Annotated in this window: 19 protein-coding genes; 2 read left to right on the top strand and 17 right to left on the bottom strand. The window is 34.7% G+C overall.

The features are described from left to right. Positions 1 to 122: 122 nt before the first annotated feature. The 10 genes from ACTQZM_RS09810 to ACTQZM_RS09765 form a co-directional block, all read right to left on the bottom strand. Positions 123 to 1,892 carry a sigma-54-dependent Fis family transcriptional regulator gene (locus tag ACTQZM_RS09810; RefSeq protein ID WP_441653656.1) on the bottom strand — a complete coding sequence of 590 codons (1,770 nt, stop codon included), beginning with the start codon at positions 1,890 to 1,892 and terminating at the stop codon, positions 123 to 125. Between the two features lie 127 nt (positions 1,893 to 2,019). Beyond that, on the bottom strand, positions 2,020 to 2,421 hold the full coding sequence (locus ACTQZM_RS09805; protein WP_441653655.1) for a hypothetical protein: 402 nt from the start codon (positions 2,419 to 2,421) through the stop codon (positions 2,020 to 2,022). Further along, positions 2,418 to 3,875 carry a Y-family DNA polymerase gene (locus tag ACTQZM_RS09800; RefSeq protein WP_441653654.1) on the bottom strand — a complete coding sequence of 486 codons (1,458 nt, stop codon included), beginning with the start codon at positions 3,873 to 3,875 and terminating at the stop codon, positions 2,418 to 2,420. The genes ACTQZM_RS09805 and ACTQZM_RS09800 overlap by 4 nt, the downstream gene beginning before the upstream one ends. A 146-nt stretch (positions 3,876 to 4,021) precedes the next feature. Continuing rightward, positions 4,022 to 4,567, bottom strand: a complete 546-nt coding sequence (gene lepB / locus ACTQZM_RS09795) for a signal peptidase I (protein ID WP_113784347.1) — start codon at positions 4,565 to 4,567, stop codon at positions 4,022 to 4,024. Beyond that, positions 4,554 to 5,966: a S41 family peptidase gene (locus tag ACTQZM_RS09790; RefSeq protein WP_441653653.1), complete on the bottom strand. Its 1,413-nt coding sequence runs from the start codon at positions 5,964 to 5,966 to the stop codon at positions 4,554 to 4,556. Before ACTQZM_RS09790 ends, lepB begins: the two co-directional genes overlap by 14 nt. 147 nt (positions 5,967 to 6,113) lie before the next feature. Then, complete coding sequence (locus ACTQZM_RS09785; protein ID WP_113784345.1) at positions 6,114 to 6,335, bottom strand: YozE family protein; 222 nt, start codon at positions 6,333 to 6,335, stop codon at positions 6,114 to 6,116. After that, the gene (msrA, locus tag ACTQZM_RS09780; protein WP_087663097.1) at positions 6,328 to 6,840 is read right to left on the bottom strand and encodes a peptide-methionine (S)-S-oxide reductase MsrA; all 513 of its coding nucleotides are present in this window, start codon (positions 6,838 to 6,840) and stop codon (positions 6,328 to 6,330) included. The genes ACTQZM_RS09785 and msrA overlap by 8 nt, the downstream gene beginning before the upstream one ends. A 62-nt stretch (positions 6,841 to 6,902) precedes the next feature. Beyond that, on the bottom strand, positions 6,903 to 7,517 hold the full coding sequence (locus ACTQZM_RS09775; RefSeq protein WP_441653652.1) for a YpmS family protein: 615 nt from the start codon (positions 7,515 to 7,517) through the stop codon (positions 6,903 to 6,905). 1 nt (position 7,518) lies between these two features. Continuing rightward, positions 7,519 to 8,430: an SGNH/GDSL hydrolase family protein gene (locus ACTQZM_RS09770; protein WP_016251928.1), complete on the bottom strand. Its 912-nt coding sequence runs from the start codon at positions 8,428 to 8,430 to the stop codon at positions 7,519 to 7,521. Positions 8,431 to 8,491: 61 nt separating this feature from the next. After that, positions 8,492 to 9,334 carry a DegV family protein gene (locus ACTQZM_RS09765; protein ID WP_441653651.1) on the bottom strand — a complete coding sequence of 281 codons (843 nt, stop codon included), beginning with the start codon at positions 9,332 to 9,334 and terminating at the stop codon, positions 8,492 to 8,494. A 131-nt stretch (positions 9,335 to 9,465) separates the two neighbouring features. On the opposite strand from ACTQZM_RS09765, the gene trhA reads away from it, so the two are divergent. Continuing rightward, complete coding sequence (trhA, locus tag ACTQZM_RS09760) at positions 9,466 to 10,119, top strand: PAQR family membrane homeostasis protein (protein ID WP_441653650.1); 654 nt, start codon at positions 9,466 to 9,468, stop codon at positions 10,117 to 10,119. A 33-nt stretch (positions 10,120 to 10,152) separates the two neighbouring features. Here the strand turns inward: trhA and ACTQZM_RS09755 are convergent, their stop codons facing one another. The 7 genes from ACTQZM_RS09755 to ACTQZM_RS09725 form a co-directional block, all read right to left on the bottom strand. Next, entirely contained in the window at positions 10,153 to 11,097 is a 945-nt protein-coding gene (locus tag ACTQZM_RS09755; RefSeq protein ID WP_441653649.1) for a thymidylate synthase, read from the bottom strand. Between the two features lie 12 nt (positions 11,098 to 11,109). Continuing rightward, positions 11,110 to 13,005 (bottom strand): ABC-F family ATP-binding cassette domain-containing protein, encoded by a 1,896-nt coding sequence (locus tag ACTQZM_RS09750; RefSeq protein WP_441653648.1) that lies wholly within the window; start codon positions 13,003 to 13,005, stop codon positions 11,110 to 11,112. Between the two features lie 10 nt (positions 13,006 to 13,015). Continuing rightward, on the bottom strand, positions 13,016 to 14,983 hold the full coding sequence (locus ACTQZM_RS09745) for a peptidoglycan D,D-transpeptidase FtsI family protein (RefSeq protein ID WP_441653657.1): 1,968 nt from the start codon (positions 14,981 to 14,983) through the stop codon (positions 13,016 to 13,018). Between the two features lie 329 nt (positions 14,984 to 15,312). After that, complete coding sequence (locus tag ACTQZM_RS09740) at positions 15,313 to 16,470, bottom strand: LCP family glycopolymer transferase (RefSeq protein WP_441653647.1); 1,158 nt, start codon at positions 16,468 to 16,470, stop codon at positions 15,313 to 15,315. Positions 16,471 to 16,747: 277 nt separating this feature from the next. Next, the gene (locus tag ACTQZM_RS09735) at positions 16,748 to 16,948 is read right to left on the bottom strand and encodes a cold-shock protein (protein ID WP_113784337.1); all 201 of its coding nucleotides are present in this window, start codon (positions 16,946 to 16,948) and stop codon (positions 16,748 to 16,750) included. 86 nt (positions 16,949 to 17,034) lie between these two features. Next, complete coding sequence (locus ACTQZM_RS09730) at positions 17,035 to 18,534, bottom strand: phosphomannomutase/phosphoglucomutase (protein ID WP_441653646.1); 1,500 nt, start codon at positions 18,532 to 18,534, stop codon at positions 17,035 to 17,037. A gap of 160 nt (positions 18,535 to 18,694) precedes the next feature. After that, a complete protein-coding gene (locus ACTQZM_RS09725; protein ID WP_441653645.1) occupies positions 18,695 to 19,303 on the bottom strand; it encodes a superoxide dismutase in 609 nt (202 codons plus the stop codon). A gap of 185 nt (positions 19,304 to 19,488) precedes the next feature. Between ACTQZM_RS09725 and ACTQZM_RS09720 the strand changes: the two genes are divergently transcribed. Then, complete coding sequence (locus ACTQZM_RS09720) at positions 19,489 to 20,277, top strand: DUF1189 family protein (protein WP_441653644.1); 789 nt, start codon at positions 19,489 to 19,491, stop codon at positions 20,275 to 20,277. Positions 20,278 to 20,383: the final 106 nt, after the last annotated feature.

Genomic DNA, 20,383 nt, shown 5'->3' with positions numbered 1-20,383 from the left:
AAGCGTCGATTGAAAAAAGAAAAGAAAATAAAAAAAAGAGAGAAAGCATTCATAAAATAACTTTCTCTCCAATTGACTTAATTGCCAACAACACTACTTGACAAAGAGCCTGTTTTTAATTCTCAATATTCTATATGATATTCTTTTATTTTACGATAAAGTGTTGCTCTTGAAATTCCTAAACTTTTTGCTGCATTCGTTACATGATAATGTTGAGATTTTAAAGCTTTCAATATTTCTTCTCGCTCTTGATTTTCAATTGATTCTTGCGGCTTCGTTTCTTTTTCCGAGAGTCTACCTAACGTAATTAATTCTAAAATTTGTTCATTTGTAGGTTCTTCCTCTGCATAAAAAATATAGAGTCTTTCTAAAAAATTATTAAACTCACGGATATTGCCAGGCCAATGATAAGTTCGCGCCATTTGTAGCAACCGTTCTTTCCAAGCAATCTGCCATTGGCGCTTTTCACAGAAACGATCTACTAAAGGAAGCAAGTCTTCTAAACGCTCCCGTAATGGTGGAATGCTTAGTTTTCCTACATAAATCCGATAAAATAAGTCTTCACGAAATTCCTTAGCAAGGACACGTTTCCTTAAATCCTGATTACTTGCGCTGACGAGTCTAAAATCAACTGGTTGTGGTTGCCCATTCAATGGTACTACTTGCTTTTCTTCTAAAACGCGTAGTAAAGCCGTCTGCATCTTCCAAGGCATACTATCAATTTCATCTAAAAACAATGTTCCACCATTCGCTTGTAATATTTTTCCTACATGGCCTTCTTGATTTGCACCGGTAAAAGCGCCTGGTGCATAACCAAACAACTCACTTTCAAGCAAGGTATCACTAATCGAGCCACAGTTTACGGTAATTAACGGCCCTTGACGATATGGACTATTCATATGTAATGTTTTGGCAATCACTTCTTTCCCACTTCCGGATTCACCATATACGTGAACAGGTACTTTACTTTGCGCTAATTTTTGCACTTTTTTCAAAAATTGTTGGTACGCTGTATTGCTGCTCGGCACACCTACATAATGAAATTCGTTTTCCTCCGATAGTTTTTTATACAACTTGTAGCGATAACCCACCAATGCATTGTTAAAGATAATTTCTCTTTCTTCATATAACAAATCACGTGGTAACTGGCCTTGGATTTCTTGATTCATTTCGAAATAATCTTGATATTCATCGGGAACATAAACAATCTGCTTATGTAAGTCACAAAGAATTTCATGGTCCAAATTTTTACCGGCATATTGTAATAAAGCCATTTTTTGATTGAGCTCTTCACGAATATAAGCATTACTAATCCGTTGTGTAATCGTCGTTAAAAACAGCATCGCTTCTTGAACTGAATTATTATTATAAGTAGAAATATCTAAAATACCAATCAAATCTTGATTTGAATCGAAAATTGGCGCTGCAGCACAACTCCATCGTCTAGAAGCAATCGCATAATGATCATCTAGAGACATAAACTCTGCTTGTTTATTTTCTAATGCCATACCAATTGCATTAGTTCCCACATCTAATTCAGACCAACGACTCCCTACATTAAAATAAATTTCGTTCGCATAACTTTTAGCTTGATAGTTTCCTTCTCGCCACAGAATAGTCCCATTTTCATCGGTTAATATAAAAATAGGTTGTTTGATATGCATGATTTCTTTAAAATGCTTACTCTCATTCTTTACAAGATGTATCAAAATTTGATGTTGGCGTTGACATGATTTTAACTCATTTTCTGTTAAAACAGTTTTAGGCTTTACCAAGTATGGATCGACTTGTTCGTTATAGCATTTACGCCATGAAGAAGCTATTTTATCTGGTAAGGATGTTAAAATTTCTTTATCGCCATTAACAAATCTTCTCCAAGTATCTACTTGCATGAAACTCACCTTCTTAAAACGCTTTCAATTATCTTTTAAAAACATCATTCCTACGTCTAGCATAATACAACTTTGTGAAAAAATCAATGCATACACTAAACGAAAAAGGAATGAAAAAGTTATGCTACTATTTATAAAAATCTATATCTATTATATTTTTAAAAGGAATACTTGTTTGATTAGCTAACAAAATACGTTTTCTTTTAAAATCTATTTTTGATATTTTTTCACATAATTCATTGATCTTCCCTTTATCTTTACCATCCTCTTCTTCAAAATAGTTTATTTTAATTGCTTGATTCTTATCATCTAATTGCGACAATAGATTTATCTTAAAATTCAACTCAAATAATTGATCTTCTGCAAGAAATGGTCGTAAATCATATTGTTTCCCTTTCATAGCAATCGTCTCAGCAAAACCATTTAAAGCTGCAAAGGGAGCAAATTGTGCTGCACGATGATCTAAAGACATTGGAAAAACAGGAAAGTATTTTTGATAATTCTCTTGATTGTTAAATAAACGACTCATTTTTTATGTCCTCCTATTTGATTATTTCTCATTCTCGCAGTGGAATAGTCAAGTAAGGATGATGCCTTTAAAACAGCATTATCCCCATATCGCAAGCGAACATCTAATAATGCCGTCGTTAGCCGCTCTTCTCTTGCTAATTTTTCAGTCTGTCCATCTTCATAAGCCGCTGATGAATCATTTACAAATAATGAAAGCTGTTGCGCAGATTGTGCTTGCGCTTTTGGAAAAACCTCATGAAACTGAATGGAGACTCTACGAATATGTACGTTAGGATGAATAATTTTAGAAAATAATTGACTAGCTGCTTGAATGAGCTGTTGACTAGATTGAGTGGCGCAAGGCAAAGCAATCGTCCCCTTAGTTCCCTTAGGCAATTGCTCTTCATCACACTCACAAATTGATTGATATCTTAAACTAAGGGAAAGATGGGTGGTCACTAGTTGTTCTTTGACTAACTGGCTGCTCAACTTATCAACCATTTCCTTAATGATTAAATAGGTTTCTCCAATTTCATAGGCACGAAACAACACTTGGGAGCTACTTAAACTATGATTTTTTGCTTGATAATTTTTGATAGCTAGCATGGTACACGTTTCAATTCCAAAAGCATGATCAATGAGTAATTCTGCTTGAATCCCAAATTCCTTAAATAAACGCTTGGCATTCATCACTTGGTCATCTTTAGCGAGTGCACACTTTGCAATATCTGCCATCGTATATAATCCTAACTTGGCTAAACGCTGACTAATACCATGTCCAATCCGCCAAAAATCAGTCAATGGTTGATGATGCCATAAATGTTGTTGATACTTTCCTTCATCAAGATAAGCAATCCTAACACCATGTTCATCCGCTGGTGCTTTTTTAGCTAAAATATCCATCGCTACTTTTGCTAAATAAAGATTCGTCCCTATACCAACCGTAGCAGTTATTCCAGTTGTTTGGACAATATCCTTGGCAATTGTCTCAGCTAAAATATGAGGATTATCCAGATATTGATGCAAGTAAGGCGTCACATCCATAAAAACCTCATCAATGGAATACACATGGATATCTTCTGGTGCAACATATTTTAAATAAATTTGATAAATGCGTGCACTATAATCAATATACAGCTGCATCCTAGGTGGTACCACTATATAATCCAGTTTCAAATAGCTATTCTTAGTTAACTCCTTTAAACTAACTGAATGATTGACAAAACGATGATTAGGCGCTAGTTTTTGTCTTTGATGATTGATTTTCACTACTTGCTCCTCAACCATAAACAATCTTGGACGTCCACCAATTCCAAAACTCTTTAATGCAGGAGTGACTGCTAAACAAATGGTCTTAGACGATCTAGAAGTATCTGCTACTACTAAGTTAATATCTAATGGATCTAAATGACGCTCTACACACTCTACAGACGCATAAAACGACTTTAAATCAATGGCTAAATAATAATTCATTTCTCCCACCGCTTATACGAATGTTTGTTCTCTATTAAACAGAATATCGTATTTTCGGGCGTTTGACTAGTCTTATTTCTTTTTAAAACAAATGAAATAGGACAAAAATGATAAAAATACCAAAATTGTCCTATTTATCTCTTATATTAAATAATTTTTATATGTGTAAATGGATAGTATATACCGCATGCTTTTCCTAAAATTTGTTCACTAGAAACTGTACCGAATGAGCGGCTATCTTTAGAAATACGACGGTTATCCCCTAAGACAAAATAGCTATCCCTACCTAGTTTCTCTACTCCAAGTAAATCATCTAAACTAAAATCATTCATATCATAGTATAAGGATTGCTCTTTTTTAGAAAGATGACTGTCTTTAAAATATTCTTTTACTGGTTTATCATTAATATACAATTGTTGTTTTTTATAGGCTAACTTTTCTCCAGGTAAGGCAATCACCCGCTTAATATAGGTGGTTCCTCCTTCTTGAAAAACAATCACATCAAAGCGTTTAATTTTGGTCAAGCGTTCCACTAAAATCATGTCACGATTATCTAACAGCGGATTCATTGAATTGCCTTCCACCATCATGGGAATAAAGATAAACCCTCTTAAAACTAAAGCTATCCCCAAACTAATAAGCAAGTATTTAACAAATAGCCAAAAAGAATCAAGATATTTAGTTGGTATCATTTTTTAATTCCTCTTTTAACTGTGTTACTGCTTTTTGATAGCTTAAGTCTTCTTGTAAGTATTTGCTAAAAATCAGCGCATTCACTTTTTCCAGTGTTTCTTGATCTAGTTTGCCAGATACCGACAGTTTTTCTTCTGTTTGAATTTTTTTCAACGCCTGAGTATAAGACGCGTCAAAGTCCTTACTATCTATTTTGATGCCTAAAAATGCAAATAACTCACAAATTTCTTGTTGCTCTTTAGAAGATAAGGGTTCTTGATTATTAAGCTGGTTATTAAAAGTATTCAATTGCTGAGCCGTTGGTAAGGCAACCAAAACATCTGGTGATAAACCTTTTTTATGCACCCAATTTCCTTTAGGCGTTAACCATTTTTGCGTACTTAGCTTAATCTCAGAATCTTCATCCAGGCTACTTACTAGCTGAACGGTTCCTTTACCAAATGTTTTTTGTCCAATGATTGGAATATTGGCACTTTCTTTTAAAGCCGCTGCCACTAATTCAGCAGCTGAGGCCGTCTGTCCGTCTACTAAAACAACAACCGGCTCTTCTACTTTAAACCCATGATCTAGTTTAGCATTGGCCTTATCTACTTGAGTCACTTGATTTTTTTCAGCAAATTTCACGATTGTCTTTCCATTTTTTAAAAACATACTGGCTACTTTTTCCCCTTCGTCAAGCAAGCCACCGCCATTTTGACGTAAATCAAGAATAAAAGCTTGCACATGCTGTTTGCGTAAATTTTTAATTTCAGCTTGCAAATCACGGCTAGTCTGCACCCCAAATGTATCAATATGAATGAATGCGATTTGGGGATTATTCGCATCGATTTGACTCTTCACAGCAGATAAATGGACTGCCTTTCGAGTAATTGCTTTTTGAAAGACTTGTTGCCCACGTTTTAATTGCAAATGAACAACCGTATTTTCCTTCCCTTTAATTTGTGAAACAACTTCATCAATGCTCAAATCTTTGACTGGTTTTTCATCTACTTTTTCAATAATATCCCCTTTTTGCAATCCTGCTTGTGCGGCTGGTGTACCTTTTTTCGGTTGTTCGACAATGGTTACTTGGTTATCTAAAATACTCACCACTGCGCCAATCCCCACAATTTGATTACTTAATTTATCATTCAAAGCGGTTTTTTGCTCACCGTCTAAAAGGGTTGTGTATGGATCATCTAGTGAATCTAGCATGCCTTTGATGGCTCCCTGGGCTAATGTTTTGCGATTCACCTTATCATAATAGTTATCTTGAATTTGTTGATAAACATGATTCACCTTAGCCAACTGCGGATCGGTTTGTTGGTTTTCTAAAAAATAAACCACACTTCCCCCAATGGTTGCTGAAATAATGGCTACAACTCCTAATGATATGACCTGTTTTTTTGGAAATTTCATAAGTATACTCTCTTAATTTTATTTTGTTGAATCAATTATAACATAATTTCTATCTGCATGAAAAAAAGGAGAACAATTCTGTACCAACCTCCAATTGTTAGATTTTATGGTCTAACTTTTGGGGGTCGGTACACTCATTCTCCTTTTTTATTGGCATTCTTCTTCATACTGTGCCCAAAACGTATCAAATAGGCTCATATTAGATAAGTAATCAGCATTCATTTCTAAATAAGATGACACCTCATGATAGTCTTGGCTATGTTTAGGAAACTGGATATCTTCACTCGCCGCTGTTGCAAATAGTTGTAACTCATCTAGATGACTAGGGCCTTTTTTACTCATTAAAAACTGATAAAAACTTTTAGTCATCCCAGTGCTCCTTTAAAAAGGCCGCACGTCTAGCATGATTTCGAGCAAAGTTAGCCGGATTTTTCTTATAATATTCTTGATGGTAAAGCTCAGCCACATAAAATTCCTGAGCAGGTTCAATTTGGGTGACAATTGGTCGATCAAAAATACCACTGTCTTGTAACGCTTGTTTACTCTCTTGGGCAATTCTCTTTTGTTCTTCATCGAAATAAAAAATAACTGGGCGATAATTATCCCCACGATCTTCAAATTGACCAAAAGCATCAGTTGGATCAGTTTGTTGCCAATATATTTCAACTAATTCCTTAAAACTAATGATTTCCGGGTCAAAAATAATTTCGACTGCTTCTGTATGTCCGGTGGTTTTCGAACAGACTTGCTCATAAGTTGGATTTGGCACATGTCCACCTGTATAGCCAGATAAGACAGAATGAATACCTGGTAACTCGTCAAATGGCTGAACCATACACCAAAAACAACCGCCCGCAAATATCGCACGTTGCATAGAATCACTCCTTTATGATTGGTAATTTTTATTGTAACGAATTCTACCATTAAAGAAAAGGATTATTTCTTCAAATAGGAAACTAGCTGAATCTCATCATTTACTAAATCAATTTTTTTAGCTTTTACATAGAGATGATCACTGAGTTCTAACTTGTTTAACTGAATCAAAACATATTTATCACTAGGATGGATTTCCACAAATTTTGGTAAATCATAACTGCTTTTCACCATTTTTAAAACTTCTTTGATGGGCACACCTAATGAACCAATCGACAAACTTTTTGCTTTCAATTGAATATTGCCATCTTCGGTTACAAATGGATCAAAATAGAGATAAAAAGTCATTGGAAAATTCAATACTTCAAATTTTCCTGTCAGTAAGGCTTGATTTTTCAATGTAAACTGATAATCGATTTGATTTTTTTGATTTACTTGTTTTAAATAATGTGATATCAAGGTATTTAGTTCTTTTTTCGTTGTTGAGACGGTAAAAATATCGCTTCCCTTAACTGCGATACTGGGGGCTGTTGGGATTTTTTCCCGGTCTTGACTCAAGCGGACACCAACAACAAAACAAAAGGCCAAAATAATCGCCATTAAAGCTAAGGTTGCCCATTTCCAATAATTGATTTGCTTTTGCTCTTTACGAAATTCAATTTTTCCAGGTTTTTCCATACTAATCACCTACCTCAGGATACCAGAGTGTTTTGGTTTTGCTAAGTTCATCCATCACAGCTTTAGCCATTAATTGATACCCCACATTATTTGGATGAAAGCGATCCTCATCTGATAACAACTCATTGACAATCACTGCTTTAGGCTTCGATGTTTGAGTCTTATTTTCATCTGCAGTCGAACTCGTTGTGCCAGTTTGGTCTTGCTGATTATCCACAATTCCTACTTGTGAATCATCCCCTTTAAATAAAACATCATTAATAGGAATGAAATAGACTTTCTTAAATGTAGCTACCGTTTGTTGACTTGCATCATTCCAATTTGTCACAATCTCTTGCATTTGTGTAAATTCAGGGAAATTCAAATAAAATGGATTATAGATTCCTAAAAGATAGATAGGGGCTTTAGGATTGTACTTGCGAATTTCTTGAATCAGTTGTGTCAATTGTTTTTGATATTGCTTTTGAGGCTTAACAAAAGTTTTTTCTTTCAAACTAAAAATATGCTCGCGAATCACTTTTAATAGATCATTACCACCACAAGTCAGTGTAATGATATTGGCCGAGCTTAGCGTTTTTTGCATTTTTTCATTCTTTCTCAAACGTTTAAGAATCTGATCACTTCGATCGCCAGCTTTACCAAAATTATCAAATTCAATACTGGTTAACTGATACTTATTTTGTAACAAATCAGCCACAATTGGAACAAAGCCGCCTTTATGTGTGTCATCCCCGACGCCTTCTGTAAGAGAATCCCCTAAAGCAACATAATTCAATCTGCGTATTTCTTGATTTGTTGGTGTTGCATCATTTTTTAGCATCGCTGGCTGTTTAGGAATCAATTTAAAAAAACAGACACTTGCAAATAAGAAAATGATTCCCATAAAAAGAAAATATTTTACTGAATTTTTCATGCTGATTTTCACCTAATTCTGTTAAAAAGATGAGGCACTTCTCAGCAACCTCATCTTGAAACTATTCATAATAATACATAATTGCAAATGCACCCGGACCTGTATGTGTGGCAATAATTGGGGTAGTATGCAAAAATGGAATATGCATTTTAGGAAATCTTGCTTGCAATTCTTCTTTAAAACGTGCCATTTGCTCATGACTTCCTGCATAGGAAATCCCAATTTGTTTGATATTTGGAATTTGTGCTATTTCTGATAAAAAGTCTTCGAACCACTTACTAAAAGTTTTGGCACCGCGACCTTTAATGACTGGCTTGAGCTCACCATGTTCAAAACTCATAACGATGCGCACATTTAAAAAGCTTGAAATTAAACCCTTCGCGCGCGAAATACGGCCACCTTTAACCAGATTATCCAATGTCGAAACCCCAATATATAATTTGGTTTTATTTTGGATATCTTCTACAATTGGCAATACTTCATCTAAAGTTTTACCTTCTTTAGCTAATTGAGCTGCACGAATTACTTGAAAAGATAAACCTTGGTCTGTGGTATCAGAATCAAGTACCACAACATTGGCCTTTGAAAGTTGACTAGCTTGTCTAGCAGCTTCAACTGTTCCGCTAAGTCCTTTTGACATATGAATTGATAAAATATCCGAACCATCAGCACCTAACTGATCATATAATTCTACAAATTGTCCAATTGGCGGTTGGCTAGTTTTAGGTAATTCGTGACTTGCAGCCATTTTTTCCATGAAGACTTCTCCAGGTAATTGGTCGTCATCTGCATAAATCACTCCATCAATCATAACTGACAATGGCATTACGTGAATATCTAAATCATCACGTGTTGAAATCTCCATCGTACATGAAGAATCCGTAACAATTTTTAATTTTTTCATGAATCCATCCACTCTCTTTTAAATACTGCTATTATTTTGACAGCAATTAGGGTAAAATAATAACTATACGAATAGTATAACAGAAAATTTTATTGTTTTCATCTATTTCATGATAAGGAGAGTGAATTTTGATGGAAAATAAAAATTTTAGCAAAAGATATTTAATTATTAACGAAATCTTCAATGCTATCACCCATGGAATAGGTTTTGGCCTAAGCATTGCAGGTTTAGTCATTCTGTTAGTAAAAGGTGCAAAGTTAGGTTCGGCCATTCATGTCGTGAGTTATGCTATCTATGGTTCGACCATGATTTTACTCTTTTTATTTTCTACCCTTTTTCATAGCTTGATTTTTACGAAGGCGCGGAAAGTTTTTCAAGTATTTGATCATGATTCGATTTTTCTACTGATTGCTGGCAGTTATACACCGTTTTGTTTATTAAGCATTAAAGGTTGGCTGGGTTGGTTACTGTTTGCCTTGATTTGGCTTATCGCAATCATCGGTATCGTATATAAGTCAATTACTTTGCATAAAGTAAAACAGCTTTCACACTTTTCAACCATTGTTTATATTATCATGGGTTGGCTTTGTGTCATTGCCTTTAAACCGCTCATAAATAGTCTTGGCACCATCGGCACGTGGTTATTAGCATTAGGTGGTATTTCCTATACAATCGGTGCTTTCTTCTATAGTCTAAAGAATGTTAAATTTATGCATGTAGTTTGGCATCTTTTTGTCATGTTAGGCGCAATTTTAATCTACTTTTCCGTTTTGTACTACACATAAAAAAACATCTAGGAGACGTCCTAGATGTTTTTTCTATACAGCAATTGGTGCTTTAATGGTTGGATAAGGATCATAGCCTTCTATTTTGATGTCCTCCATCGTAAAATCAAAAATATCTTTCTTATCTGGATTTAACCACAATTTAGGCAAAGCACGTGGCGTACGTGAAAGTTGCTCTTGCATTTGCTCAAAATGATTACTATAAAGATGGGCATCTCCCAGCGTATGAATAAATTCACCGACTTGTAATCCGGTTTGGTGAGCAATCAAATGGGTCAGTAAAGCATAACTAGCAATGTTAAATGGCACACCTAGAAAAACATCCCCACTTCTTTGATATAATTGGCAACTCAATTTACCATCTGCCACATAAAATTGGAATAATGTATGACAAGGTGGTAAAGCCATCGAAGGAATATCTTCAGGATTCCAAGCTGATACAATCAATCTTCTAGAATCCGGTGTATTTTTAATTTGTTCGATTACGTCGCTGATTTGGTCAATGACTTCCCCACGACTTGTTTGCCAGTGACGCCATTGATAGCCATAGACTTTTCCTAAATCACCAAATTTTTGCGCAAAAGCATCATCCGTTAAAATACGTTGACAAAAATCTGATAGTTGTGCTTGATAGACTTGATTAAACGCTTCATCAACTAAACAACGGCGTCCAAAATCAGTCATATCAGGCCCTTGGTAATCTGGACTTTCAACATAATTTTTAAAAGCCCATTCATCCCAAATATGATTATTATGCGCTAAAAGAAAGCGAATATTGGTATCGCCTTTTAAAAACCACAATAATTCACTTTTAATCAATCCAAAAGGAACGCGCTTCGTTGTTAATAAAGGAAAACCTGCAGCTAAATCAAACCGCATTTGATAACCAAAGATGCTCTTAGTTCCTGTATTGGTACGGTCATTTTTAATATGTCCTTCATTTAAAATTTTTTGTCCTAAATCCAGATATTGTTTCACTTTCTCCACCTCTTAATCATTGGCAAATTCACTTAAATATTCCCAACGCTCATATTTTTCGTCTAATTGGCTTTGATTTTCATCTAACTGTTTTTGTAAATCTTGCAGACGAGTAAAATCATCACCGCAAGTAAGCATTTCAGATTCTATTTGACTGATTGTTTCTTCTAGAGTAGCAATTTCTTCTTCAATTGTCTCCCACTCTTTTTGCTCCATATAGGTAAGTTTCTTTTTTACCTTTTCCTTTTGAGGAGATGGTGTAGCCTCTTGTTTGATAGTTGGTTGATTTTTAAGTGTTACATTTTGTGCTTGTTCATCCAAATAATCAGAAATTTTACCATAATAAAATTCAAGTTGACCTTCACCATTAAAAATTAATTGCTTTTCGGCTACTTTATCTAGGAAGTAACGATCATGAGAAACAGTAATCACAGCTCCTGGAAATTGTTGTAAATAATCCTCCAAAATGGTTAATGTTTCAATATCTAAGTCATTAGTTGGTTCATCAAGCAAAAGTACATTAGGTTGTTGCAATAATAAACGTAGTAAATATAGGCGTCTTTTTTCCCCGCCAGATAACTTACCAATAAGCGTCCCATGCATGTAACGTGGGAATAAAAATCGTTCTAACAATTCAGCGACACTCATACTGCTACCATTGGCTAAGCGCGCTTCTTCAGCATATTCTTGTAAATAAGCAATCATCCGTTTATTAGGATCCATTTCCTCATTTTGTTGCGTATAATAAGCTAAACGCACTGTTTCTCCGACAATTAATTCACCACTTGTTAAAGCTAAGCGACTAGCAAGAACATTTAATAGGCTTGATTTCCCAGCGCCATTTTTTCCTGTAATTCCTAGACGTTCTTTTGACTGAATCAATAAATCTAAATCTGAGAATAATGTCTGTTCGCCCAGTGTAAGACTCGCGTGTCTAAGTTCTAACACCTTTTTACCTAAACGAGTTGTCGCTAAATTCATTTCAATCGATTCTTTGGTTTGTACTTGATGTAGATTTTCTTTTAAGTCTTCAAAACGATTGATTCGGGCTTGCTGTTTAGTTGTTCTAGCTTTGGCCCCAGCTCGCATCCAAGCCAGTTCTTGCTTATATAATTGAATTCGTTTATTTTCTTGTTCTTGTGCTATACGGTCTAATTCTGCACGTTGACTCACATAAGCTTCGTAATTACCGATATACTCCGTTAATTGACCATGCGCTAATTCAAAAATACGATTGGCTACCCGATCTAAAAAGTAACGGTCATGAGTAATAACCACAAGAGCCCCTTTATATTGTGCTAAATAATTTTCTAACCACGAAATAACCTCATAATCAAGATGGTTCGTTGGTTCATCTAGAAGTAATAAGTCAGGTTCATCGATTAGAACTTGGGCTAATCCAACGCGTTTTTGTTGTCCCCCTGATAATGAGCCAAATGTCTGCTGTAAATCATAAATGCCAAGTTTACTTAAGACAATCTTCGCATTCGTATCTACTTGCCAGGCATCTAATTCATTCATCTTTTGTTCAGCCTGGGTAAAACGTTGTTGCGCACTGGCTAGATTAGGCTGCTGATTGAGTAAGAACAAGGCATTTTCATACTCTTTAACCGCCTGAACTTGTTTACTATCCCCTTTAAAAATCACATCCAACACGGTTAATTCATCTGGGAAACTCGTTTCTTGAGATAAGTAACCAATTGTATAATCATTAGGCTTAGTAAAAACTTCTTGATCGCCATCGGCAAAATCTACCCCTGCTAGAATCGATAACAAACTGCTTTTGCCAGTACCATTTACCCCAATGAGCCCAATTCGATCTTTTTCATGTATCAAAAAGGATAGTTGATTAAATAAAACCTTTTCGCCATAAGTTTTTGTTAGACCTTCAACTTTTAACTCTTTCAAAAAATCACTCCTACTTCACATGATAGGTATCAACATATGCATCAATAATTTCCTTGGCTACTGTTAAGTTCGGATGTCCAGCTTTTTCATCTAATTGTGGAATCATTACCGCTAAACATACTTGGGCATTATCTGTTGGCCCATAAACAACCACATTTAAATTCACGACATCAATCAATTTACCGTTATCAGTAACGGTTGTTTCAGCCGTCCCTGTCTTAGCTGCTAAATCCATTTTAGCACTTCTTAAAGCTGTTGCCGTAGTAAAAGCATTCGTTCCATGAACAGCGTCATAAAACCCACTACGAATAATATTTAATTGTTCATCTGTAATATCCACTTTATTTAATACATTACCTTTTACCTCTTTGACTTTTTCGCCTAGTTCACCTTCAGCATTGTTACTATAGATTGCTTCAACAATATGTGGTTCAATACGATTACCACCATTAGCAATCGTTGCGACATATTGCGCTAATTGCATCGTAGTATAAGTATCAAACTGACCAAAAGCTAAGTCTAGAATTTTACCACCGTCATTATTTTTTTCAGATAACTGATCAATACTTGGTTGAATCCCGCTACTTTCTTTTGGTAAATCAATACCAGTCTTCACACCCATTCCATAAGAGGCAAAAGCATTACGCAACGCTTCATAAGCAGAGGCTTGGTTTTTAATGAGCGGTAAACTAATATTATATTGATATTCAATGCCCATTAATTTTAAAGCAACTTTCATCATATAACTGTTAGATGAAATTTCTAAAGCTTTTTCAGCAGTTAAATTCATATTTGCATAGCCAGAACGGTTGAAAATAGAGGTTTTAGGTGCCGTACCTTGAATATAAATAGGCTCATCCAGTAAAGTCTGATTTCCAGAAATAACCCCTTTTTGCCATCCCGCTGTTAGTGTTCCTGCTTTGACTACAGATCCTGGGACGAAGGCATTCATATAAGTTCCAATGGCATTTTCTTCAATTGATTTAGAAGCAATTTCATGATAATACCCACTCATGGCCAAAATGCCACCGTTATTTGGATTCATTACAACAGCATAAATCCCTGGGGAATAAGTCGCAAAACCACTGTCTACCAATGATTGATAGTTACGTTTTAAGATTTCATCCACTTTTTCCTGGAATTTAGCATTAATGGATAGAACAACATTATCCCCTTTCGCACCGGTTGAAACCTCTTTTTTACTGGTGATATTTCCTTTACCGTCAACAGAAATTTCATATTTTGATTTTTTACCCTGTAAGTACTCTTCGTAGCTTTTTTCAATAAAACTAGTTCCTACACGGTCATTACGAGCATACCCTTTTTTCAGATAGCTATCGACTTCTTCAGCTGGTAACCCTTGTTTTTCTGTAGAGACTTTACCAATCAAACTCTTTAAACTACTTTGTGCAAGAATTTCACGGTTCCAGTCATTTCCTGTAGATATTCCTGGTAAATCAGTCGCATGTTCCGCCACCACAGCTAATTCTTGATCAGTCACTCCTTCATTTTTAACATAAACCGTGCTAAGTGATTGGGCAGCATTCATCTTTTTAAAGATTGTAGCTATTTTAAGTTGATTATCATCAAAGTCCAACTGATCAGCAGGTACTAATTCAACCATTCGCGCATACTGCTTACTGTTATCCAACCCTTTTTCCTTTTTTGTTAATTGGTTTTGAATCTGCTTTAAATGATTTTTATCAGCTAAATAAAAATCTCTTTTATCACGATCTGTCAAATTAACATCAATCGGCATATCTATATATTGGCTAAGTTTTGTAGCTAAATTTAAAATCTCAGCCGCAGACATATTAACACCACGTGTAAAAGTGATTGAAGGAGAAGCAGAATTAGTCGCTAATAACGTCTTTTCAGAGTCATAGATACTGCCTCTAGGCGCACTTTCGGAAACTTCGATTGTACTTAAAGCATTAATTTTACTCGTATATTTATCATTATTCGCCAATTGAAGCACACCTAGGCGAGAAATCAATGCAACAAAAAGAATAAAAATTAAAAAGTATAAAAAATTTAATCTAAAAGGAATATGAGATTTCTTTATGTTTTTCAAAATAAAACGCTCCTTGAAATGAACTTGCTCTTCTATTCTACCCTAAAATATATTCGGATAGCCAAATGTCACACAACTTTAAAAAAAAGTTTACAACATTCGTTTCATATCTTTATATTCTATCATATTTACAGCAAAAAAGATGAAAATCAGCTAAAATATTAGCAAAAATTGTTATCTAGAGTTAAAGCAAAATAAAAGCAACCTAGAGATTAATCTAGATTGCTTTTTAATCATTCGTTTGTTGCAATGTTTTGTGCTTCTACTTGATAATCACTGCCATCCTCTTGATAACCATTGCTATCATAAACTTCATCAGTCGTTTGCTCTGAAGAATCTGAAGAACTTTCAGTTGAACTTTTTTTAGCAGTATCATCATCGACTAAAGGCTCATCTTCATCATCATATAATTGTTTTTCAATATAACCATCCGAATATCCATCAGAAATCGGTAATTCTGATCTAGTTGGTAGTCCAAGCTCAGATTTGATTAAATTTTGAATATTTAATAAACGGTGTTTTCCGACCACTTGATAATAGACATCGCTCATCCAGTCAGGCTCAACCCCACTCAATTGATAACTCTTAATATTATCTAGCGCAGGTACATAATTTTTAGAAATGTCCATCAATTGATCCCATGATAAATTAGTAGAACAATTATCTTCTACTGCCTTAAGGATATTTTTATATTTGGTAACACCATCTAAGCCAATCACTTTATTTACAATTTTAGTTACAACTTCACGTTGACGGCGTTGACGACCAATATCTCCCTCTGGATCTTCATAACGCATACGAGCGTAGGCTAAGCCAGATTCGCCATTTAGATGATGTTTACCTTTTGGAACATGTACACCATCAAGTGTAAAATCAATCTTGTTGTCTACCGTGATGCCCCCCACTGCATCAATTAAATCACTTAAACCAGTAAAGTTAATGGCGATATAATGATCAATTGGTACGTCTAATAAGTATTCAATGGAGTTTAAAGACATCTTCACACCACCATAAGCGTAGGCATGATTTAATTTATCATACGTATCGTAACCAACAATTTTAGTATAAATATCACGGTCTATACTTACTACTGTAGTTTTTTTCTGTCTAGGATTAAGTGTAACAATCATCATAGTATCACTACGACCTTGTTCTGTACGACCTAAACCACCAGTATCAAGGCCAAGTAACGCAATGGTAATTGGATCACGATCTTCATAACTGATGGACTTTTCACGTTTTGGTGAAGTAGCTCGCTCAATTTTTTTACTAATTGCATTAAAAGTAGCATTGGCATCTTTATAGGCAAATGCAGCCCATACCGTCGCACTAGTTACGACTACTGCAATCACTCCCAATATAGCAATAATTATTTTTTGATATAATTTCATAATACACCTCTAAAATAAAAATACCTTAAAAATTGGTATTTAATAAAAGAAAACTACGGGATTTTCTTGATATCTCCCTACAATATTTAAGGCACACATCACATAGATTTTGCCATAACTTACATAGTTGAGCAATACCTCACAAATTTTATTACAAAAATTTAAAGAAAAAGAAATATTCGCAATGTTTTTAAATAAAGCTGACCACTTAAAAATGAGAATGATAGATAAGCCATCATTAACTTATCCACCATTCTCATTAAAAAAATAGTAAAAATTATAATTTAACAACTTCGGCTGCTTGTGGACCTCGAGCACCTTCAACAATTGTAAAAGATACTTCTTGTCCTTCTTCTAATGATTTATAGCCTTCCGTTTGAATCGCAGAAAAATGAACAAAAATGTCCTCTCCTTGATCATTCGTAATAAAACCAAAACCTTTTTCATTATTGAACCATTTTACTGTTCCGTGTTCCATGAAAGAAAAACCTCCAAAATTTCATTCAGACAAAAAAACTGTCTTGGTAAGATTATACCACAACTGAAAACGTTCGCAAGTTAAATTTATAGATGTGCCAATAATTTATCTTGATTCACCTTTGGAAAGTGATTCATTAGTTCATGAATTTGTTTCAATACAACAGGCATCAAACCAGCAACATCATTTTCTATCTGCAAAACAAGTAATGGTTCATGTAAACTAAGACGAAGTAAAAACCAACCATCTCCATAACTATCTCTTAAATTAAAACGAACGCCTTCATGATTTTCTAAGTCAATTATAAAGCCTGGAATCTTAATCTCTTGGAAATATTGAATGACTTCTAGCCCTAACTTTTTAAAATCTGCAACTTCTAGTTTAAAGCGCACTTCTAGCGTTTCTGCAGGTTGTTTTAAATCTGTAATCAAATCATCTAGAGTGCGATTTTCTGCTACTAATTTAGGTAAAAGCATTAATACTTTAGCAATCACATAGGCACCATCATCTAAGAAATAATTTTCTTTGAATGCTGCATGTCCGCTTGTCTCAATTGCGAGTTGACAATCAATCCCTTCTTTATTTAAATCAATCGCCTTATTAATCACATTGCGATAACCTGAAATGTAGCGTACTTGATGGCCACCGAGTGATTCAATAAAAACTTTTAAATGACTGCTAGTCGGTGAGTTTGTGACGATACTTGTACCAGGGTGTTCTTGAATAATCATTTGACTTAAAACAGCAATCAAATTATTACGATTTAAAAAAGTCCCATTCTTTGTAACTAGTGCACTGCGATCAACATCGGTGTCAAAAATAACTCCTAAATCTGCTTGATTGGTTAATACAGCTTGACGAATACTAGTCATGGCTTCTTTATTATCAGGATTTGGAATATGGTTAGGAAAATGACCATCTGGATTTAAGAACTGTGAACCCGAAGTATCCGCACCTAAAACTTGTAGCACCTTTTCTGCAAAGAAGCCACCTGCACCATTTCCTGTATCTACTATAATATGTAAACCTGAAAGTGGCTGTTCTTGCTTCGTTACGTTTTGAATTTTTTGCACTAAAAATCTGGCATATGGTGTGATCAAGTCTGCTAGGCGAGTAGTACCTTGACTGAGACTATAGGAAACCTTTGATTGACTAAACGCTAGAATATTTTGAATATCTGCTTTTTCCACGCCCCCTTGGTTGGTAAAAATTTTAATTCCATTATAATAATAAGGTAAGTGGCTAGCCGTCAACATCACTGAAATATCACATGCAAACTGTTCAAATTGGGTTGCCATAAACATCGCGGGTGTCGTAGCCATACCAAAATCAATCACTTCTACTCCATAATCAATAAAGGTATCAATCATGGCTTGTTTGAGACTTGGACCAGTTAAACGACTGTCACACCCAAGACCAATTGTTAATTTTGTGGGAATTTGACCAATTTTATCAGCATACCAATTTAATATTCCTTGTGCAACCATCATGGCTTGAATTGGTGTCAGGTTCGCCTTTAATTCATCTGTTGTCATCGCAATGCCGCGAATATCAGAACCATTTTGTAAAGCTAAGATATCATCCATTCTAATCACTCCAAATCGATTAATACAATTTTAATAGCGGTTTCATTTTAACATAAGCAAAAACATTTGAACAGCCTATTTTAGTACAATTTACTTAAATAGTAATAAAAAAAGTGAGAGGCTCCTTTTGCTTAGCCTCCCACTCGGAACTCAAATGATATTATTTTGCAGCTAAATAATTTTCGTTGGCTTGTTCCCAGTTTACTACATTCCAAAATGCATCAATGTAGTTAGGACGAACATTACGATAATTTAAGTAATAAGCATGTTCCCAAACATCAAGTCCAACAACTGGTGTTTTTCCTTCCATTAATGGTGAATCTTGGTTGGCAGTAGAAATAACAGCTAATTTACCATTATCAACAACTAACCAAGCCCAGCCTGAACCAAAACGACTTGCTGCAGCAGCTTTAAATTGTGCCTTGAATTCATCGAAGCTACCAAAAGTTTCGTCAATAGCAGCTTTTAATTCACCCACAGGCGCACCTTGACCATTTGGTGTCATAATTTTCCAGAAGAATGAATGGTTTGCGTGTCCACCACCATTATTAATAACAGCTTGGCGAATATCAGCAGGTACTTCATTAATACCAGCTAATAAGTCTTCAATAGATTTTTCTGGCAACTCTGGATGTTTTTCTAAAGCCGCATTTAAATTTGTTACATAAGTGTTATGATGTTTTTCATGATGTAGATGCATTGTTTCTTCATCGATTGTAGGTACTAATGCATCATAGGCATAAGGTAATTTTGGTAATTGATAAGTCATATTCAAGACCTCCTAAAATTGTTTACATGCAAAGAGTAACAAAACTTGTGAAATAGCGCAAAACATATGCTCATAAAACTTAATTTTATATTGTATTTATTGATTTTAAGCAGCTAATGCTTGTTAATTAGAATAAACTTAGGTAAAATAATAACAATAAATCAAGTGAGGAGTTTTTATACAGAATGATTCAAATATTGAAAGATTCAATGATTCATTTCAATCAAATAAAAGAGGTTAAAAAATTACCCTTTGGCAAGCTTATTAGCTATTTACTTCTATTAAGTCTAGTAATGGCCTTACCTTTAGCCGCTCAGGTAAAAGAAGTTTTCCATTCTATTAAACAAGATAGTCTTACAATTGTTTCACACTTGCCTGATTTTAGTATTAAAAATGGCAAACTGCAACTACATGATAAAAATGAAAAAGGCTTTATCTATCAAACAGATACCGTCATCTTTACATTTGATCCTGAGGCTAAACGAACCAAACAGGAAATCACCAATGATCACCTGGGAAATTTTATTAGTGCTGGATTAACCAAAGATGAACTATTAATTGGATTTCCTAGTACAGAGCTAACAAGTAATTTATTAGGTGGTAACAAGTTAGCCATTTCCTACAACAATCCAATATTAGATGGCATCACCAGTGAAAAAATCAAACAAGAAGTAAAAAACAGTCAATTCCCAATCTGGATGTATGTATTAATTATCTTACTTGTTTTATATCCAGCTTTTGTCAATTTAGCAATTAATATCTTTACTGTTGCGCTGATTGGTAATATTTACAGTCATATGATTCGTTGTAAAAATGGTTTTCTCGACAATTTAAAAATAATGATTGCCTGTGCTAGTCTGCCAGTCTTATTATCACTAATCATCAGTTTTATTTATCCTGCGTTCGATACAGGACTGTTTATCACTTTAGGAAGTTTCTTTATTTTTACGCAGGCTTTAAAGGATGAAACGTAAGCGCCCAATAACGAGGTATATTGAAAATCTCCAAAGTCACTCGACGCTGGAGATTCTTTTTTTTATTTACAATTTGCTTGTACAGTTTCTGACCATGGCAAATAAG

This window comes from Enterococcus cecorum, from assembly GCF_052119425.1.
GTDB classification, from domain to species: domain Bacteria; phylum Bacillota; class Bacilli; order Lactobacillales; family Enterococcaceae; genus Enterococcus_E; species Enterococcus_E cecorum_C.
This window is presented reverse-complemented; position numbering and strand designations above follow the sequence as displayed.